The following is a 20,281-nucleotide window of genomic DNA, read 5'->3' as shown; positions in this document are numbered from 1 at the left end:
AACTTTCAACAGTCTACTGGACTGTTGAAACTGGCAAAGTATCATATTGATTTTCGAAGAGTATAAGACAGCAAGGGCAGGGTCAGGTCCGCCCTTCTGTCAGCTCTTATTTTTTGATTAAAGTTTTTCACGCGCTGCCTTGGCTGCCTCTACCAGGCGGACCAGACTGGCCTTGGTTTCAGTAATGCCACGCGTTTTCAGACCGCAGTCAGGATTGATCCAGAGTTTGCAGTTCGGCACCTTGGTCAGGATGGCTTCGATGGTGTGGTCGATTTCCTCTTCATTTGGTACACGAGGAGAGTGGATATCGTAAACTCCAGGTCCCACTTCTGTCTGGAAGTTCTTGGCCTTGAGCTCATCCAGGATTTTCAGGTTGGAGCGGCTGGCCTCAAAAGAGATGACATCCGCATCCATGTTGTCAATGGCCGAGATGATATCGGTAAACTCTGAGTAGCACATGTGGGTATGGATCTGGGTATTCGGTGCTACGGTAGAGTGGACCAGACGGAAGGCCGGAATAGCCCAGTCCAGATAGTCTTCATACCAGTCGCTACGACGGAGCGGCAGCTTTTCACGCAGGGCAGCTTCATCGATTTGGATAATCTTAACGCCGGCAGCTTCCAGGTCCAAAACTTCATCCTTGATGGCCAGGGCAATCTGCAGGGTAGAGTCCTTGATGGAAATATCTTCCCGTGGGAAGGACCAGTTGAGGATAGTTACAGGTCCCGTCAGCATTCCCTTAACCGGCTTGTCAGTCCGGCTTTGAGCATAGCTGGACCATTTAACAGTAATCGGGTTGAGGCGGGTTACATCGCCCCAGATAATCGGCGGTTTCACCCCACGCATACCGTAGGACTGCACCCAGCCGTTCTTGGAGAAGAGGTAGCCGGACAGGTTTTGACCGAAGTATTCTACCATGTCATTACGCTCAAATTCCCCGTGAACCAGAACATCAAAACCAACTTCTTCCTGCCACTTGATCCATTCGTCAATCTGCTCAGCCAGGAACTTGTCATAGTCTTCCTGGGACAGTTCTCCCTTGCGGAAGGCCAGGCGCTTGGCCCGAACTTCCTTGGTCTGAGGGAAGGAACCGATGGTTGTCGTCGGAAGGGCCGGCAGTTTGAAGGCTTCTTTCTGAATGGCTTCGCGTTCTGCGAAGGTCGGCAGACGAGTATAGTCTGCATCTGTCAATCCAGCGATACGAGTTGCCAATTCAGCATTTTGACCGACACGCTCTGTCGCAAAGAGTTCCTTATTGGCAGCCAGGGCTTCTGCTCCGCCACCATTGCGGATGGCATCTAGGTCCCGGAGCTCATTCAACTTCTCAGCCGCAAAGGCAAAGTGCTTGAGGATGGCTTCTTCAAAGTCTTCATTGGCTGTGGTGAAAGGTACATGTAGGAGGGAGCAAGAGCTGGTCAGCACAAGCTTTTCAGCCGGAACCTGCTTCAGGACAGCTAGGCTCTTTTCATAATTATTGCACCAGATATTCTTACCGTTGACAATCCCGACATAGAGGGTCTTGTCGGCCGGGAAGCCGGACTTGACCAGCTCCAGGTTTTTCTTGCCTTCGACGAAGTCCAGACCGATAGCGTCTACCGGCAGTTCGATCAAATCAGAGTAGATATCCCGAACATCGCCGAAGTAGGTCTGAATCAGGACTTCCAGTCCCTTCTTGTCAGCCAGGATTTTCCTGTAGAGATCAAGGAAGAGGACCCTCTCTTCGGCGGACAGGTCCTTAACCAGGCTTGGCTCATCCAGCTGGATGCGCTCAGCTCCTAGGTCGGCCAATTTGGCAAAGACTTCCTGATAGGCCTTGGCCATGGCAGCCACAAACTGGGCAGCCTCTACCCCTTCTTCAAAGTCGGACAGCTGCAGAAGGGTAAAGGGACCTACCAGGACCGGACGGGTATCCAGACCCAGTTCCTTGGCTTCCTGGTATTCGTCAAAAATCTTGTGACCGGCCAGTTTGACCTCAGTGTCTTTTTCAAACTTTGGAACGATGTAATGGTAGTTGGTGTTGAACCATTTTCTCATGGGCAGGGCACGGACGTCCCCTTTTTCCCCTTGGTAGCCGCGGGCCAGGGAAAAATAACGCTCCAAATCAGACAGGTCCAAGCCCTGAACAGAGGACGGCACTACGTTAAAGAGGAAGGCAGCATCCAAAACATTATCATAGTGAGAAAAATCGTTGGACGGCACTTCAGTAATCCCGTGCTCTTTGACGATATTCCAGTGCTTGGCGCGCAGGTCCTTGGCAGCAGCCAGGAGCTCTTGAGCTGAAATTTCATTCCTAAAGTATTTTTCAGTAGTGAATTTTAATTCGCGGAATTCTCCCAAACGCGGGAAGCCAATAATCGTAGTTGACATAGTCATCCTCCAAAATTTCTTGTTGACACTATCTTAACAGAAAATCTAAGCTCTGTATAATTGGAATTTCTAGGAGTTTGCTATAGTTAAAAACTATGACAAGATTCCAAATATATATTAAACATTGATTTCATCGCGTGTTGTTTAACATTTTATGATTTGATATAGTTTAAGGCTATAGCAGCCGCATACATCAAAATTTTTGAAAATCCTTTGCTTGCTATTTTTGAAAATAGATGTTAGAATAGCAACATAATAAAAAGCAAAGAACATTTGGGGTGCTGAGGCTGAGATTATACCCATGGAACCTGATGCAGTTAATGCTGCCGCAGGGAAATGTATAAGAAAGACCAAACCGTTCTAATCATTTATGTGATTAGATTTTATTTTGTCGTGCCAAAACTCCTCATCTGCTCTGTTAGAAGGAGTTTTTTTATGTTTGAAAAATGGAGTTTACGAGATGTTATCCTCTTAGCTCTTTTGGCTATTCTTTTTGGTGGGATTTTTGTCGGTTCAGGTTTTCTTTACAACATTTTGACAGCTATTTTAGCACCAGCAGGTTTGGAGCCTTTCGCCAATGAAGTCTTGTTTGGTCTTTGGTGTATGGCAGCTCCTATGTCAGCTATGCTCATTCACAAAGCTGGTAGCGCCACGATTGGAGAAGTGCTTGCAGCCCTCGCAGAGATACTATATGGCAGCCAATTTGGCATGAGCACGTTGATTTCTGGGCTCATTCAAGGTTTTGGTAGCGAGCTTGGGTTTGCTGCGACGCGATACAAACGCTACGACTGGCTAGCTCTGACTTATAGCGCCATTGGTACGACCCTTTTGAGCTTTACCTATGAATATTTCAAAATTGGTTACTACGCTTTCAAACCCGGTTTTGTCTTAGCATTGCTTATTGTTCGCTTCTTCTCTGTATTCTTTTTCTGCGCCGTTCTAGTCAAAATTATTATGAATCTTTACGACAAGATTAACCAAGCTGCTGGTAAATAAGATGAAACTAACATTAGAGCACATTTATTTTAAAGATGTCTTTAAAGATTTAACCTTCGCCTTTGAAACAGGAAAAATGACGCTCTTGATTGGTGATACCGGTGCTGGCAAATCAACCCTTTTTCGGATTTTAACGAATTTCAACGAACTAGACTTCTCTGGAGAGGTCAAACTGGGTGATACACTATTATCTCATTTACCTATTCATGAACGAGTCACCTACCTCAGTATGATGTTTCAAAATCCAAGCCGTCAATTCACCATGCCAACTCTCTATGAGGAATTGATTTTTACCTTAGAAAATCTCCAAACACCCGCTGAACAGATTGATGAAAAAATCCAGCATGCGATTGCACTTGGCAAAGTAGAGCACCTGCTTCATCGAGACTTTCTGACCTTATCTGGTGGAGAAAAGCAACAAGTCTCTCTGGCGGTTCTGTTGGCTATGGATTCGCAGATTATTCTATTGGACGAGCCCTTTGCTTCTGTCGATCAAGAAGCACGCAAGCGCTTGATTCATTTACTATCAGATTTGACAAAAATGGGGAAAACGGTGATTCTGTGCGACCACGACCGCAGTCTCTATGCGGACTGCGTTGACCACCTTGTTGAGTTAAAAAATGGCGAACTTTTTGAACGAGATGTAGCTCTTTTAAAAAAGGAACTCCCAAGCTATCAGCTGGCATGCGAAAATACCCAGCGAAATCCTCTCTTACAATTACAGCACGTTTCCTGTCAATTTGACTCAAAAATACTTTTTGCGATTGAGGATTTTACTTTTCAGCAAGGTATTACAACACTCATCGGAGCTAACGGTGTCGGCAAGTCCACTCTCTTTCGTGCCATTTTGCAATTACAAAAATACAAAGGCAGTATGCGTTATCAGGGACAAAAACTCAAGAAAAGCAAACAATTGTACCGACATATTACTGCCGTTGTACAAGATGCTGAAAAGCAATTCATTCGGACAACACCCGCAGAGGAATTAAACCTGTCTTCTCTTTCCAGTGAAAACCAAGCAAAAGTACAAGAAGCTTTGGATTTATTTGGTTTAGCAGACAAAATGGATTCCAGCCTTTTTCACTTGAGTGGCGGGCAGAAAAAAATTATTCAATTATTATCTATCCTGACCTTGGAAACTCCTGTCATACTCATGGATGAGCCCTTTACTGGCTTAGATAAAAAAGCCTGTGATTTTTTTGCTAATTGGATTAGAGAAAAAGCCGCACAACAGAACTTTATTATCATTTCTCATCGCTTAGAACCCTTGGACGGTATTAGTGATTATTTGGTAGAGCTGACGTCCGACGGACTGACAGAAAGGAGGTCGCTATGAAAAAAGAAGAAACAAATGTCCTAGCACTCTTGCTCCTTCTCATTGTACTGACGCTAGAAATTTCCTTTATCCGCTCAACATGGCTCAACTGCGCTATTGTCGTAGGAGTACTTGCCCACCTCATTTGCCTAAAGAAATGGTGGGGTATTTTCTGGACACTGCTCTTACCTTTGCTACCAGCACTAGCAAATTACTGGGCTATTCAACTTCACGGCGATAAAAGTCAAGCAAGCGTTCTGTTTACACGTTCCTTTGCTTTAGCGGCTCTGGGAATGACCTTTTTATACGGCGTCAATCTCAATCAACTCTTGCGCTACTGGCATCAGAAGGGATTTCCAAGTCACTTTACTTACGGACTGCTCGTTGTCTTAAATGCTATTCCAATTATTCAAAAAGAAATCCAAGCCGTTCGCGAAGCTAGTCTCTTGCGAGGCAAAACCTTACATTTCTGGTCGCCAATCTTTTATATCAAAGCAATTTTTATCGCTTTTAACTGGCGTGATTCCTATGTAGAAGCTATGTATGCACACGGCTTTGATGAGACTGTCAAGCGAAGCTATTACCGACATTTAGAAACACCAAAAAGCACCACCCTTGCTTGCTTCTTGATTTTCCTCCTTATCAATCTAACCATTTTTATCCCAAAGTAGGAATTTGATACAAAAAACACTACAATCAATTTTATTTTTTAGAAGGTCTTTTTATCCATTTAAAGTAGGTCATCGTCTAATTCTATCGCAACACAAGCACCGTCTTTATGCTATAATGATATCAAGTAATCCAATTTATGATAGATTTTAATAGGTTTACTCTTACAATCGTTCCCATCTCTTTTGTTGAAAATAAAAAGGAGTCACTCATGAAAATCATTTTTTTACACGGTCTTGGACAGGATAAACACTCTTGGGATAAAGTCCGTGAACTTCTGCCACAATATGACACCGAGGCTTTAGACCTCTTTTACACAAATAACAACATCATGACAGTCTCTCAGCTAGAACAACACCTTTGTCAGGAACTTCAAGCCATTAACGAACCATTTGTTCTAGTTGGATTGTCCCTCGGTGGAACTCTTGCCTTAAAGGTGGGGCAACAATTTCCTCAGCTCCAAGCACTCGTTTTATCAGGAACTCAATATAAACTAAGCTCCAATCTACTCTATAAACTCCAGCTGGTTATCTTCTCTTGCCTACCAGACTCCCTATTCAAAAAAGAGGGGCTTCATAAAAAATCTTTTGTTGGCCTGTTAAAAGACTTGAAAAATTTAGATTTATCAAGTCAACTAAGTGCAATACAACTTCCCAGCCTCATCATCTGTGGCAGCAAAGATTGGCCTAACCTGCCTTCCTCTAAAAAATTAGCTACAGCTTTACCACAAGCAGATTTTGTGACACTTTCAGGTGGAAATCATACACTTAACACAGACCACCCTCAAGAAATGGCCGCTATGATTGAAAGATTTATCCTACAAAATTGTGAAATCTGAGGTTTTCTCAGATTTTTTAAATTTTAGAAATATTTGAGAATTGCTTGAGACTTATTTGACAAGCATTTTGTATACTAAATAGTGAAAAGAGGGAAACTCTACGATAGAAAAAATGGAGGTCACGTTATGGAAACTGTTGTAAATGTGAAACACATCAGCAAGAGATTTGGACAACAACTCGCTTTGGATGACGTCAGTCTCACCGTGAAACAAGGAGAAATTTACGGTCTGATTGGGAAAAATGGAGCTGGTAAGACAACGCTTATCAAAGTGATTACCCAGCTGATTCAGCCCAATAGCGGTACGGTCGCTCTCTTTGGCTCTTCTAATAACTCCGAATGGACGCACGCTCTCAAGCGAGTTGGTTCTGTCATTGAAGCACCCGCTGCTTACAATCACTTGACGGCCTATGAAAACTTAAACTATTGTTGCAAGATACGGCATATCCCAAATGCGGATAAGGTTATCCAAGAAACTCTCTCTTACGTGAGCTTGACCAATACTGGCAAGAAAAAATTCCGAGATTTTTCTCTTGGAATGAAACAGCGCTTGGGCATTGCTATTGCTCTTCTGTCAAAACCAGATTTGATGATTTTGGATGAACCGATTAACGGGCTTGACCCTGTCGGAATCAAAGAATTCCGCCAGTTGGTGCAACGCCTCAATGAAGAATTGAATATGACCTTCATCATTTCCAGTCATATTTTAAGTGAACTATACTTGGTCGCTACAAAATTCGGCATCATTGAAAATGGTCATCTCATCAAAGAAATTACGAAAGTAGAATTTGAAGAAGATAATGAAGATTATATCGTTTTGAAAACAAGTGACCTCGCTAAAGCAAGCAAAATCCTCCACGATCAACTAGGCTACCGTCTCAAAGTCGTGAATGCGACAGATGAAATACACATCTTCACTCACTCGCACGAAATCAACAAGATTGTTCAAACGCTAGGGGCAGAGAAGGTTACCATTAACGAAATTTACTATGCTCGCCAAGATTTAGAAAAATACTTTACAGATTTGGTAGAATAGGGAGGTTTATCATGTTTCATACTATTCAAGCAGACTTTTATCGTCTTTTTCGCTCAAAAGGTTTTTGGATTACAGAAATCCTTTTTATCACCACACTCTTATTAGGTGTTCTCTATGGTGTTGTGGGAAGTATCGGAGTTCATACAGATACAAAAGCTTTTGAAAAACTGGGTGATAACGGAGGCTGGACTGGCTTTGAGGCTATCACTAAAACCTCTGATAATCTTAGTAATACCATTATTTTTACTATTATCCTTGTTGTTTTATTGATTGGAATTGATCTCACCCAGAAATTATATAAAAATTCTATTACTAGTGGTATTTCACGGACAGAATTCTATTTGTCTAAGTTTCTTGTTCTGGCAAGTCTCATCGTACTTCAATTGATTCTAACCTATTCCTCATTTATTCCAGCTACGCTCATCAATGGCATGGGAACCGCACCCAAACATTTTCTTTCTAATTTTTTCATTACGATAGGGGTTCAATTTATTTGTACCCTAGCTTGGGTTAGCCTTGTTTCTTTCGTACTGTATGCTACCAACTCTATTATAGCTGCTATTTTCACTTATTTGATCGGTGTTTCCCTGCTAAGTCTGCCAACTGCCTTTTACCCAGATATTGACTGGTTGAAATACTTGAACATGCAATTCTATTTTGACATGGTTTCTAAACAGGATATGGTGGTCAAAACCATAACCATCGCTCTTCTCATCACACTTCTTTTTACATTTAGTGGTATACAGGTATTTAAAAGAAAAGATTTATAACAAAAGAAAACAGCTAGTCAAATGATTAGTTGTTCTTCTGTATAAAATATTCACAAACGGATAAACAATCCAAACCATTCTCCTTCAGCTTTCATAGTTAAATCACCGCCAAGAATATCTACCAATTGCTGAGTGATATAAAGTCCTAAACCAGAGGATTCTTCCGTGCTAGAGAGATTTTCAGAATAAAAGCGATTGGTTAATTTTTCCAAATGCTGAATTGGCTGACGGACTATATTTTTTACACTTAAAAGAATAGCCGCATCTTTTCGGATTAAAGATAGCTGGGCAGTTTCCTTTCCATGCTTGAGGACATTGCTTAGCATATTTTGGACAATTCGCTCCAAAATTTCTGGATCTGTCTTTATTACTAACCCCTCCTGCAAATTTACTTGCAATTCAATTCCTTGCTTTTGAAAGGCATCATAAAAAGGAAGCATTTGCTTTGCAATCAGTTTGGAAATATCTATTTGTCGAAACTGTGGTCGAACTGCACCTTCCATAAGACGGCGGTATTCCATGAGCGCTTCTAAACGATTGGAAACAACGGATAGATTGGTCGCAATTTTCAATAGCTGCTCGTTTCTTTCTTTTCCCTTTATAAGCTGTTGGGTATAGCCACTAGCAATGGTCAAGGGTGTGCGAATATCATGAGCAATATTGCTAATCGCCATATCCAAGGTTTTCTTTTCCTGACGAGCGATAAAACGTGTCTGCTCTACTTCTTGAAAGAGCTTTTCAACTTCATCTGCCAACTCAACAATCGTTTGGCTGTGGTTTTGAGGTGCCAAACGAATTTGACTACCAGTTTCTCGTTTCTCACGAATCTGCTGTGAAAAATTACGGACCGCAACATGATAACGCACGAGCAAGAACCCAAGCAGACAAATGAACATAATTAGTATAAATTCAAGCATTCTCAGTCCTCCTTAAGCCGTACACCCAGTCCCCAAATCGTTTCGATATATTCTTCCGAATCATCTACTTGTGCCAATTTCTTACGAAGATTGCTTAGATGAGTGTTGAGCGTATTATCTCCCGAAAAATATGCCTCTTCCCAAATCAACTCAAACAGTTCTTCTTTTGTGTAAATTTTCTTCGGATGATGAAGCAAGGTTTGAAATATCTGATACTCTTTCTTACCCAAACGAACCCGTTTCTCGCCATTGACCACTTCAAATGTGTCTGGTGAAAGACGGATATTTTTTATCCCTTGAATTTCCGTTGCTTGCTCTTGTGAAAGGTGGTTACGCAACTGCACGGTCACACGTGCAAAAAGCTCGTCCAGATCGAACGGTTTGACGATGTAATCATTCGCGCCGTCCAACAGATACTGACTAACCAGCGGCTTCTCACCCAAAGCCGTCAGCATGACCACTGGAATCTGACTGCTTTTGCGAATTTCTGCTAAGACTTGATCACCATTTTTTCCCGGCAACATAATATCCAGCAGCACCAAATCAATCTTCTGCTGCGCAAAAACAAGCAGTCCTTCCGTTCCAGAATAAGCTGAATAGACTCTATGTTCAGCTTGAAACAAATCTTTTAAAATTTCATGGATATCGTTATTGTCTTCTATGATTAAAATAGTAGCCATATTACATCCATTTCCAGCAAAATCTCTTATCCATAGTGTAACAAGGAAAAAGACGGAAGTCAACGGAAAGCAAAAAAGAGAGTGGGATGACGAAATCAAGTTTCTACGAAGCTACTGATTTCTGTCCCACTCTCACCGAATTCTTGAAATAAGAGAGCCGATTAAAATGATTTTAAATTCTGTCTCATACCCCAAGTGCTCTATTTCACACTTGCCCCATTAGTCGCAATGACTTCCTTATACCAGTCAAAGGATTTCTTCTTGGAGCGTTTGAGTGTGCCGTTTCCATCGTTGTCACGGTCAACATAGATGAAGCCATAACGTTTTTTCATCTCGCCAGTACCGGCTGACACTAGGTCGATACAACCCCAAGTGGTGTATCCTAGAAGTTCTACGCCGTCTACATTGATTGCATCACGCATCGCCTTGATATGGGCAGCTAAGTAGTCAATGCGGTAGTCATCTTCGACATAGCCATTTTCATCAGGCGTATCGACTGCTCCCAGACCATTTTCCACGATAAACATGGGCTTTTGATAACGATCCCAAATGACATTGAGGGTAATTCGCAAGCCCAGCGGATCAATCTGCCAGCCCCACTCAGAAGCTTCTAGGTACGGATTCTTAAGCGAGGCAAAGATATTTCCGGCAGTTTTTTCATTGACCTTTGGATCACCAGAAGCCACCCGGCTGGAATAATAAGAGAAGGAAATAAAATCCACCGTATAGGTCTTGAGCAAGTCTAGGTCTTCTTTTGTCATTTCAACCTCAATACCCAAACGCTCCCATTTCTTCTTGGCATAGTTTGGATATTCTCCTCTGGACTGGACATCGATGAAGAAATAGCTTTCCCGATCTTCCTGCAAAGCTACCCAGTAATCTGCCGGATTGGCTGTATTTGGATAATACTGACCAGCTGCCAGCATGCAGCCAACCTTATTTTCAGGGTCAATCTCATGTGCCAACTTGGTCGCAATAGCTGACGCTACCAATTCATGATGAGCTGCTTGGTATTTGACCTGCTCTTCATTTTCCCCTTCTTCAAAGTAAAGTCCTGCTCCCATAAACGGTGCATGGAGAATCATATTGATTTCATTGAAAGTCAACCAGTATTTGACTAGCCCCTTGTAGCGGGTAAAAAGAGTGCGGCAGAGACGCTCGTAAAATTCCAGCATTTTGCGGCTGCGCCAGCCTCCGTATTCCTCAATCAAGTGCATAGGACAGTCAAAGTGGGTGATGGTCACCAGAGGCTCGATGCCATACTTATGGCATTCCTTAAAGAGGTCTTCGTAAAATTTCAAGCCTGCTTCGTTGGGCTCCAGCTCATCTCCCTTTGGAAAAATCCGAGACCAGGCGATAGAGAGTCGATAAGTTTTAAAGCCCATTTCGCCAAAAAGCGCAATATCTTCTTTAAAATGATGATACATATCAATGGACTCTTTTGCCGGATAGAAATAGCCTTCCTCAAAGTCAAACATCTTTTTCTTACCAGCAATAATCGGGAAACGATCCGCACCAATCGGCACCACATCGACATTGGCAAGACCTCTACCATCAACATCATAGGCCCCTTCACATTGGTTGGCAGCTGTCGCTCCGCCCCACAAGAAACCATCTGGGAAAGTCAATTTTTCAACCATGTCTCTACTCACTTTCTTATTTTGATTGGTCATTCACCTATATTGTACCACACTTTGAAAACCTTTACTTATGAAATGATGCGAAATAGTGATACTATTCTAGTTTTTATAAATATATTTGTCATTCTTCTTCTTTCTCTATCATCTAAAATAAACTTATCTCCGCCAATGAACTCATACAACATAAGTCTTCCTGCAAAAATAAAAAAGAAAAAGCCGGTCTCTTCCATTCCTTTTAACTCAAGATAATAATAGCAATTGTCATCCCAAAGGTGATACTTGATGCATTTGCTGCTAGAGTAATATCTTGCTCTTTCTTGAAAAGACCATAATAAACCCAAAGGCTACAGTTAATCGCTAAAACGGATGAAATTCCCCTTTTGTCCAGCTAGATTATCCATGATTTGCAGGAAATAAGACACATACATCATTACAGATATAAAGGTTGCAACCATTCCAATATTTCCATTTGTTTTTCTGCCTTTTTAAAAATCTTTTTTCTTTTTAATTCAACATTTTATAACGTTTTTACTAATTGTTCAAGATTTTTCAAGTTTTGTTAGAAAGATGTAAACTATCACGATCTTATGATGGCAACAAAAAAGACTAGATTTCTCCAGACTCTTTATATGGCTCATTCTAACAAGTACTCCTCTTACATACTCCCAAACCGAAAACTTAATTTCTTCATAATTTTCTTTTGTAAATTAATTTTATAATACTCCAGATATTTATTTGTATAACTTCGAGAATCTATAGACATACCTATACGCAAACAAATATTTTCTAAAGTTTTTATAGACAATTTTTCATAATGATACCTACTATCAAGTAAGAGTAACATCTCCCCTCTAACAGATTCAGAAGTGATAACTTTATTGTTCACCGATACTAAATCAAGAAGCAAATATGTCTGTTTAGAAGATAAATAATTATTTTTTCTATAATATCTTACAAAATGATGATATATCTTCAATAAACGCTTAATCCTATCAGTAGAGTTAATAAATATATAGGAATAACTTAATCCAAATTTTACAATTTGATTATTTTGACTTTTAGATGAAACCCCTTGAATAAGATTCCTTAATCGATAGTATAAAATCCAAAAAGATTCTGGTTGTTGATAGCTATTTTCAAATCTTTTAAAAGATCGGATTAATTTATTCAAAACTTTTGAATTGAACTTTTCTTCTGAAACGTCTATAGCAAGATAATCTTTTGTCTTTACTTTTCCACTTAAGTCAGTATACTGTACTTGATATTTAGAAAATTCATAGCCTAGATATGTTAATCTAAAATTAGTCAAGTCACTTTTTCGAACAATAGTTTTATCACTATTAAGTTCTAAATGATAATCTTTCAATTCATTCTCAACAAAAGAAATTACACTTTGCTCATCAACTGATTCATTAACAATCAGTAATATGTCATCAACGTATCGCACATATAACAATGGTTTCCAGCTCAATTGTACTGTTGAATCAAACTCTTCTAAATATAATTCCGATAAAGAATTAGAAAAAGAAAGTCCTAGAGGCACTCCCTTATACTCATCTGAGAATATAAAAGATTTTATTGTATCTATACTCGAATCATTTAGTATTGAAGATTTAACAATCTTACTATATAAAATATGTTTATTAATAGATGGGAAAAAGTTTTTTATATCCATCTTTATCATTTTGAATTTCAATGGTGTAAAAATTAATTCTTTTCGATTAAGATATATCTCACCTTGTGATAAAAACTGTATAACAGTTCTTATTATCGCATTCCTATTTGGTATTTTTATACTATATTTATTAATTATTTCCTGATTGATTTTTTGTAATTCTTTATGAACAGCTTCATCCTTCGCAGAATACACAATTCTACCATTACTTTTATGTTTTAAAATTTTAGACTTTAGATCCATACCTTACCCTTTTTAAAGTAGGCAACACAGGTGCAAACCTGTGTTTTACAGTAATAAAACAGATATTCACATTAAGCTGAGCATCTAGAATGCCCTACTTATAGTGTGATAAATCCCGACGGAATTATGTCTTAGACTTTTTGTGTGTAGTGGGGTATAAAATATAGCAAATGATTCTATTTTTATACCGAGACATATAAATTAATATTAAATCTCACTTCCATGCCTACTAATTCTATGTTACAATAAAATATAATAATAAGCAATACTCTATGAGGTTTATGATGAATAATTTTTTTAAGCAAACATGTTTTTTGAGAACTGAACTACTACCTCAAGAAATACCTCTTTTTTTTTCAAACTATCCAATTATTGATAATCTTAACAACATTTTAGACAAAATACCAACTATAGAATCTCAGAATAATTATACAATACCATTGAATTATCAAATCCCTAAAAACAACACTTCAGCAAGAACAATTTCTTTACTTCATCCGCTGTCTCAAATAGAAAACATGATTTACATCATGAAATATGAATTTTTGATTTTAAATCATTTAAAAAAATCTAGTTTCAACATTAGAAAAGCTATAAAATTTAATAACTTGACATTCAATGACAAAAAAAATCTACATAGTAAACGACTGAAACTGGAACAAGATTATGGTATTCAAAAGTCTGGTTCTACTATCACGAACGAAGATCTTGATAAAGTAGTAAAAAAATATTTTGCTTATTCTAAACACCACAGGCTCTTGGGCATTATATCAAATCCTAGTTTTATACGTTCAAGAAATAAGTATCGTTATTATTTAAAACTTGATATCCAAAATTTTTTTGGAAGTATCTATACTCATTCTTTAGTATGGGCAATTATTGGTGAAAAAGATTTTGGGAAAACTTTAAGTAACAATAAATTTTCTAGTACTTTTGCTTCAAGTACTGATAGATTGCTACAGAAAAGTAACAATAATGAAACAAACGGTATGTTACTTGGACCTGAAATAAATAGAATAATTTCTGATATTCTTTTAACAACTATTGATGTTGATATAAAAAATGATTTAATTCAATTTCAACACAAAAAAGATTACGAAATATTTAGATTTATTGATGATTATTTTATCTTTGCTACTTCAAAAGAGATTGTCGAGGAAATTGAAAAAACCATAAGTAAAAATTTAGCAAAGTATAATCTCACTTTAAATCACTCCAAAAAAGAAATCCATGAAACTCCTTATTATATCGGAGAACCTGCGATTGATGATACAAAGATAGCTTTAGAGATTTTAAATTCACACAGAGAAAAATTATTAGCCACGAAATTTAAAAATGTAACTGTTACTGAGAGAGAATTTGAACATATTGTTGGAAAATCGGGTTACTGGATAAATTTCTATTACGATTTTTCACGTATAACAACGGAAAATAAACAGTCGGCTACAACAAGAAAAATTGTATTATACATATTAAAAGCAATAGAGTTAGACATTGATCCTACTTCACTCAAAAAAACTAATTCGTTCTCATATATAAAAAATTTATATACTGCTTTAGAAGTTCTTACTGCTATATACTCAACTCATCTAGATTTTGATACAACTCACGCTTATATTAGAATATTGCTAAAAATAAAAAATAGTCTCAATGTATTAGAAAAAGATAGCGGCGTAAATCAAGAAGAAGTATTAAATATTGAAAATAAAATATTTGAACATATCTATAGAATATTAAAACAAAACAAGCATAATTTGAATAACTTAACCGATTTAATATTATTCTTAGAGTCTTTCAAAAAAAAATTATCTTCTCAGTTTTTGTGTGAAATTCTTGAACTTCATTCTAAAGATTATTTTACTATTTGCAGTGTTGCTCATTATATACAAGATATACAAGATAAAAAAAGAAAAAATGATTTGAATCCTAGATACAAAATTGTATTGAAGAAACTTTCTTCCAAATTAGATAGCCTAATTTCTACCCCTCCTAATTCAATGAATGGGAAATCTCCACTATTAGATGCAAACTACTTCTATTTTTTAAATGATTTTTCACATTATAAACTTATCGAAAAAAATAATAATGAGTTATACAAAAAGTTAAAAAATAAACTAGACAATCAAATTAAAGAAACTGGTAAACTAGAACCAATTTTTCTTGATATCACTAGATCATCTTATTTCAACTGGGATTTGAATAAGTATGATTTTGAACTCTTCATCATCAATAAACTACTACAACAACGTGAAAATATCTCATCTACATATTAAAAAATAGCTTGAAAATTTCAAGCTATTTTTTACAGAACTTATTTAATAGCGCGTGATTGCAGCCCTTCTTCTTCCAGGAAGAGGCGGAATGGCACCAGTTCTTGAGCTTCGTATTTTTCTTTGAATGCTTGTATTGCTTCTTCAGAGTGTTGTTTTGGATCCAATTCCAATACCTCTACTGGCAATGGACGATCTTGTGTGATACGAGCATCAATAACAACTGTTTTACCTTCTTTATTAAGTTTCACAGCTTCTGCAACAACTGCATCGATATCTTCGATACGGTCAACTGTAAATCCAACAGCTCCTTGAGCTTCAGCGATTTTCGCATAGTCAGCATTAGGGAAGTCACAACCAAACAAGTGTTTGTTTGTGTCTTCGTATTTGTCCTTGATGAAGGCATATTTACCATTTGAGAAGACAACGTTGATAACTGGAAGGTCGTATTGAACGTTTGTGATAACGTCTGGGTAGCACATGTTGAATGCACCGTCACCCATGATGTTCCATACTTGGCGATCTGGATTGTCTTTCTTAGCAGCGATACCACCAGGAAGGGCAATACCCATTGTCGCAAAGAGTGGAGATGTACGCCACATGTTCTTAGGTGTCATGTGAAGGTGACGAGTAGATGTTTGAGTAGTGTCACCTACGTCGATTGAATAGATAGCGTCTTGATCAGCATGTTTGTTGATTGCATTGTAAACTTGATACAATTGCAATTCACCCTCAGTTTTACCTTCGAGTTTGTTCATGTAATCACGCCAGTTTTGGTTATTCTTAACGTTTGCACGCCACCATGGAGTAGATTCAACTGGATTCACTTTGTCAAGGATTGCTTTCGCTGCTTGACCTGCATCACCAAGGATAGAAGCGTCTAGGGCATGACGTTTACCAAGTTTGTAAGGGTCGATATCCACTTGGATGAATTTTTCAGTATTCTTGAAGGCTTCGTAAACTTCTGCAAATGGGAAGTTTGATCCAAGGAAGAGAACTGTGTCTGCTTCAAAGACTACTTCGTTGGCTGGTTTCCAACCAACACGGTAAGCAGAACCAGTCAATCCTTCGTAGTTCCATTCAAAGGCTTCAAAGTTTTTACCAGTTGTGATGATTGGTGCTTTGATCTTACGAGACAATTCTGTGATGACATCACCAGCACCGACACCACCGAAACCAGCATAAATGACTGGGCGTTCAGCATTGTTGAGGATTTCAACAGCCTTGCCAATCTCAGTTTGGTTGAGGGTTGGCGCGATAAATTTGCGCTCGTAGGAGCCTGATCCATAGTAAGAGTCCGCATCGATTTCTTCAAAACCAAAGTTTACAGGGATTTCCACTACAGCTGGACCTTTTTTAGAAACAGCAGCACGGCAGGCTTCGTCGATGACTTTTGGCAATTGCGCTGCGTAAGCCACGCGCTTGTTGTAGACCGCAATACCATTGTACATTGGATTTTGGTTGAGCTCTTGGAAGGCATCCATATTGAGCTCATTGACTGGACGAGAGCCCAGAATCGCCAGAAATGGTGTATTGTCCATAGCTGCATCGTAAACACCGTTGATCAAGTGAGTGGCACCTGGTCCGCCTGAGCCGACAGCTACCCCGATAGAACCGCCCCATTTTGCTTGCATAACCGCAGCCAGAGCACCGGTTTCTTCGTGACGCACCTGCAGAAAGCGGATGTCTTTGTCTTCAGCCAAAGCATCCATGAGTGAGCTGAGGGTTCCAGAAGGGATACCGTAGATGGTATCCACACCCCATGTTTTCAAAACGTTGAGCATTGCTGCAGAAGCAGTGATTTTCCCTTGAGTCATCATAACTCTCCTTCAATATATGTTTTCTTGTTCAGTAAAACAATTTTCAGACAATATCATGAAAACGTTTTAATAAACTTTACTCTACCAATTTATCACGTTTTTCTGGACTTGTATAAGGATATGCTCATAGATCTTTGATAACTATTACATAACAAAATATCTAAATTTTTCAAAATTCTGCAATGTATTTTATAATAGATTTCAGAAAAGGCTTGAAATAAAGTTTATTGGGCAGAAAAATTTCAACTATATTTTCATATTGTTTGCATTTTCACAAAATTGGAATCTATTTATCCAGAGGCGTATAAATTTCAAAAGACAATCATCATGAATTTTTTAAGAAATTGTTTTTGTTATCGCATTGTCGTAAATCTTGCTGACGAGAAAATCACTTTTTATATTTGCATCGTGATTTCAAATTCCATAAAGAAACTACAGCTCTGCATTTTGGTAGAAAATGAACTAACACATCAATGCTTTAGAGGAAGAAGACATGCTACAGAATACCTTACGTTGTTAAGAAAATAGCTAGAAAGTTTATGAAACTACTACTTAATCTATCCAATTATTAGCATTTGCTTGCACTAGTTTCTTAGTAAATAGAAAAAAACGAGTCTGGCAATAAAGCCAAACTCGCTTTATAGATTGCTGAATCAGCTGATAGCAATATACCGTCTCTTTCCGCTAAAAGCAATGTAAGAAATCCATGTCGCACCATCTGCATTTAAAACCTTATCATAAGTGACCGATTGCCCGGCGTCATAATAAGCCAATTCAGGGGCTGACATTCTAGCTTCTGCTTTGATAGAGGAGCGTTTTGTAAAACGATAGACACCTTGAGCAGGGATAGCAGGTGTTTGGGGTGACGGAGTCGTTGGTTTTGACGAAGTTACTGATGAAGCGTAATCTCCACCTTCAAAGCCATAATATTCCTCTAAACTCAAACCAGAATGATAAACTTCATCAGCTTCCTTACCGATGTAACGAATATGCCATGCTTCTGGCATGTATCCTGTCGAAGCTTCTTTCCCTGGTTGGTAACGGACTACAAAACCGTAGCGATGTGCATTGTTCTTCAACCAATTACTTGCAGCAGTATCCTCTAAAAGATTGCCCGCTTTATCCGTTAAATCAAAGACAAGACCTGTTTGGTGCTCACTATAACCGGGACGTGCAGAGTAACGATCCGCAGCAGCTTGTCCATCTTTATTCACATAATTTTGATACAAAACTTTTTGATAATCATAAGTTCTGAAGCCACTATAAGCATATCCAACATTATAGCCTTTCGCAATCATATCATTTCTTAATCGAAGGAAAGCAGCTTTTGCAGTTAGATTTTCACCAGGATTGTAGTTAGCAGCCATCGGATGCTTTTTATTTGCTACTACAATTTCATCATATTTACCTTGGATAAAGTAGTAAGAGCCATTATATTGTACTTCTTTTGCACCCGTTTGAGAGCCTTCCACCTTGGTCGTTGTACCCGTTACACCTTGCAAGCTACCGTCTGACTGAATGTAATACATGTGAATGTTGTACTCGCCACGATTGTTTTTATGGCGGCGAATATCCACACTCAACTTGTAAGTGCCGTCTGTTTGCTTGGCTGCATCGTACCAGATCACATCATCTTGACCGCCTTGACTAGACCAAACAGGTAACTTCACTGTCTTTACACCCTTGGTGGAGCTGACATTTGTCACTACCACATCAAAACCTTGCAAAGTTTTATTCTCAATGTGAATCGTGCCAGTCACACTATATTTTGGCTCTTCTACCTTAGTCGTGGTACCCGTCACCCCTTGCAGGCTACCATCCGACTGAATGTAATACATGTGTATGTTATATTCACCGCGATTATTTTTATGACGGCGAATATCCACACTCAACTTGTAGGTGCCGTCTGTTTGCTTGGCTGCATCGTACCAGATGATGTCATCTTGACCGCCTTGACTAGACCAAACAGGCAGTTTCACTGTCCTCACACCCTTGGTGGAGCTGACATTCGTCACTACCACATCAAAGCCTTGCGAAGTTTTATTCTCAATGTGAATCGTACCAGTCACCTGAACAGGTTTGGGAGCTTCTTCATTTGTTAAGGTTGCAATTGGGATATAACGACGTGTACCACTGTAGCTAACATAACTAATCCATTGATGATCATCTGCGTCTAATACCTTATCATAGCGAATCCGTTCTCCTTTTGCAAAGGTAAATTCAGTCTTAGCTGCCATTGCGGGACTATTTTTGACTTCAACCTCTTTTTTAAAAGTATAAACTCCTTGAGACGGAATGATTTCTCTCGCAGAACTTGGCTCAGCTACAGTTGTCTTAGTACCGCTAACACCTCTTACTTTACCGTTTGATTCAATGTAGTAAAGATGAATATTATAGGTGCCACGTTCACCCTTGTGCTTGTCAACATTGACAGAAACTTTATATTTTCCATCACTTTGCTTAGTGGCATCATACCAAATAATATCGTCTTGACCACCCTTATCTGTCCAGATAGGAACTTTCACTCTAGAAATTCCATTGCTGTCTGACACATTTGTAATCAGGACATCAAAGCCTTGAGATGTCTTATTTTGAATGTTAATAGTACCTGTTACGCTGTATTTGGGTTCTTCCACCTTGGTCGTTGTACCCGTTACACCTTGCAAGCTGCCGTCTGACTGAACGTAATACATGTGCACATTATAGTCACCATAGTTGTTTTTATGGCGACGAATATCCACACTCAACTTATAGGTGCCGTCATTTTGCTTAGCAGCGTCGTACCAAATGATGTCATCTTGACCGCCTTGGCTGGACCAAATAGGCAACTTCACTGTCTTCACACCCTTGGTCGAGCTGACATTTGTCACCACCACATCAAAACCTTGGGAAGTCTTGTTTTCAATGTGAATCGTGCCAGTCACACTATATTTGGGTTCTTCCACCTTCGTCGTGGTACCCGTTACACCTTGCAAGCTGCCATCTGACTGAACGTAATACATGTGCACGTTGTAGTCACCATAGTTGTTTTTATGGCGACGAATAT

General features: G+C 39.0%; 14 protein-coding genes, 1 pseudogene and 1 riboswitch. Of the genes and pseudogenes, 7 read left to right on the top strand and 8 right to left on the bottom strand.

Going from position 1 to position 20,281, the window contains the following annotated elements; all coding sequences use genetic code 11:
* Positions 1-117 precede the first annotated feature (117 nt).
* Positions 118-2,367 carry a 5-methyltetrahydropteroyltriglutamate--homocysteine S-methyltransferase gene (gene metE, locus HMPREF2984_RS01845; RefSeq protein ID WP_070670182.1) on the bottom strand — a complete coding sequence of 750 codons (2,250 nt, stop codon included), beginning with the start codon at positions 2,365-2,367 and terminating at the stop codon, positions 118-120.
* A 264-nt stretch (positions 2,368-2,631) separates the two neighbouring features.
* Positions 2,632-2,719, top strand: a riboswitch (TPP riboswitch).
* 83 nt (positions 2,720-2,802) lie between these two features.
* Between metE and HMPREF2984_RS01840 the strand changes: the two genes are divergently transcribed.
* From HMPREF2984_RS01840 to HMPREF2984_RS01815, 6 genes are all read left to right on the top strand, one after another.
* Positions 2,803-3,363, top strand: a complete 561-nt coding sequence (locus HMPREF2984_RS01840; protein ID WP_003039723.1) for an ECF transporter S component — start codon at positions 2,803-2,805, stop codon at positions 3,361-3,363.
* Position 3,364: 1 nt separating this feature from the next.
* Positions 3,365-4,699, top strand: a complete 1,335-nt coding sequence (locus HMPREF2984_RS01835; protein WP_049533357.1) for an ATP-binding cassette domain-containing protein — start codon at positions 3,365-3,367, stop codon at positions 4,697-4,699.
* Positions 4,696-5,349, top strand: coding sequence for an energy-coupling factor transporter transmembrane component T (locus tag HMPREF2984_RS01830; RefSeq protein WP_070670179.1), 654 nt, complete (start codon positions 4,696-4,698; stop codon positions 5,347-5,349). The genes HMPREF2984_RS01835 and HMPREF2984_RS01830 overlap by 4 nt, the downstream gene beginning before the upstream one ends.
* 209 nt (positions 5,350-5,558) lie before the next feature.
* The gene (locus HMPREF2984_RS01825) at positions 5,559-6,185 is read left to right on the top strand and encodes an alpha/beta fold hydrolase (RefSeq protein WP_070670176.1); all 627 of its coding nucleotides are present in this window, start codon (positions 5,559-5,561) and stop codon (positions 6,183-6,185) included.
* Between the two features lie 126 nt (positions 6,186-6,311).
* Complete coding sequence (locus HMPREF2984_RS01820; protein WP_070670173.1) at positions 6,312-7,220, top strand: ATP-binding cassette domain-containing protein; 909 nt, start codon at positions 6,312-6,314, stop codon at positions 7,218-7,220.
* Positions 7,221-7,231: 11 nt separating this feature from the next.
* Positions 7,232-7,990 (top strand): ABC transporter permease, encoded by a 759-nt coding sequence (locus HMPREF2984_RS01815; protein WP_070670171.1) that lies wholly within the window; start codon positions 7,232-7,234, stop codon positions 7,988-7,990.
* Between the two features lie 50 nt (positions 7,991-8,040).
* Here HMPREF2984_RS01815 and HMPREF2984_RS01810 read toward each other — a convergent pair whose 3' ends face one another.
* From HMPREF2984_RS01810 to HMPREF2984_RS01795, 5 genes and pseudogenes are all read right to left on the bottom strand, one after another.
* Positions 8,041-8,907, bottom strand: coding sequence for a sensor histidine kinase (locus tag HMPREF2984_RS01810; RefSeq protein ID WP_070670169.1), 867 nt, complete (start codon positions 8,905-8,907; stop codon positions 8,041-8,043).
* A gap of 2 nt (positions 8,908-8,909) precedes the next feature.
* The gene (locus HMPREF2984_RS01805; RefSeq protein ID WP_070670167.1) at positions 8,910-9,587 is read right to left on the bottom strand and encodes a response regulator transcription factor; all 678 of its coding nucleotides are present in this window, start codon (positions 9,585-9,587) and stop codon (positions 8,910-8,912) included.
* A gap of 200 nt (positions 9,588-9,787) precedes the next feature.
* Entirely contained in the window at positions 9,788-11,227 is a 1,440-nt protein-coding gene (locus HMPREF2984_RS01800) for a 6-phospho-beta-glucosidase (protein WP_070670218.1), read from the bottom strand.
* A gap of 235 nt (positions 11,228-11,462) precedes the next feature.
* Positions 11,463-11,682: pseudogene (locus HMPREF2984_RS09335) on the bottom strand (hypothetical protein).
* A gap of 200 nt (positions 11,683-11,882) precedes the next feature.
* Positions 11,883-13,145, bottom strand: coding sequence for an RNA-directed DNA polymerase (locus HMPREF2984_RS01795; protein ID WP_070670165.1), 1,263 nt, complete (start codon positions 13,143-13,145; stop codon positions 11,883-11,885).
* Between the two features lie 281 nt (positions 13,146-13,426).
* Between HMPREF2984_RS01795 and HMPREF2984_RS01790 the strand changes: the two genes are divergently transcribed.
* Positions 13,427-15,418, top strand: a complete 1,992-nt coding sequence (locus HMPREF2984_RS01790; RefSeq protein WP_180363930.1) for an RNA-directed DNA polymerase — start codon at positions 13,427-13,429, stop codon at positions 15,416-15,418.
* Between the two features lie 38 nt (positions 15,419-15,456).
* Here the strand turns inward: HMPREF2984_RS01790 and spxB are convergent, their stop codons facing one another.
* Entirely contained in the window at positions 15,457-17,232 is a 1,776-nt protein-coding gene (spxB, locus tag HMPREF2984_RS01785) for a pyruvate oxidase (protein ID WP_070670161.1), read from the bottom strand.
* A 656-nt stretch (positions 17,233-17,888) separates the two neighbouring features.
* Positions 17,889-20,281: LD-carboxypeptidase LdcB/DacB (gene ldcB / locus HMPREF2984_RS01780; protein ID WP_180363929.1), on the bottom strand; the 2,393-nt coding region annotated here is incomplete at its 5' end.

Origin of the sequence: Streptococcus sp. HMSC066E07 (assembly GCF_001814695.1) — a bacterium.
GTDB lineage: Bacteria > Bacillota > Bacilli > Lactobacillales > Streptococcaceae > Streptococcus > Streptococcus hominis.
The sequence above is the reverse complement of the archived record's forward strand: the minus strand, read 5'-3'. Positions and strand labels throughout refer to the sequence as shown.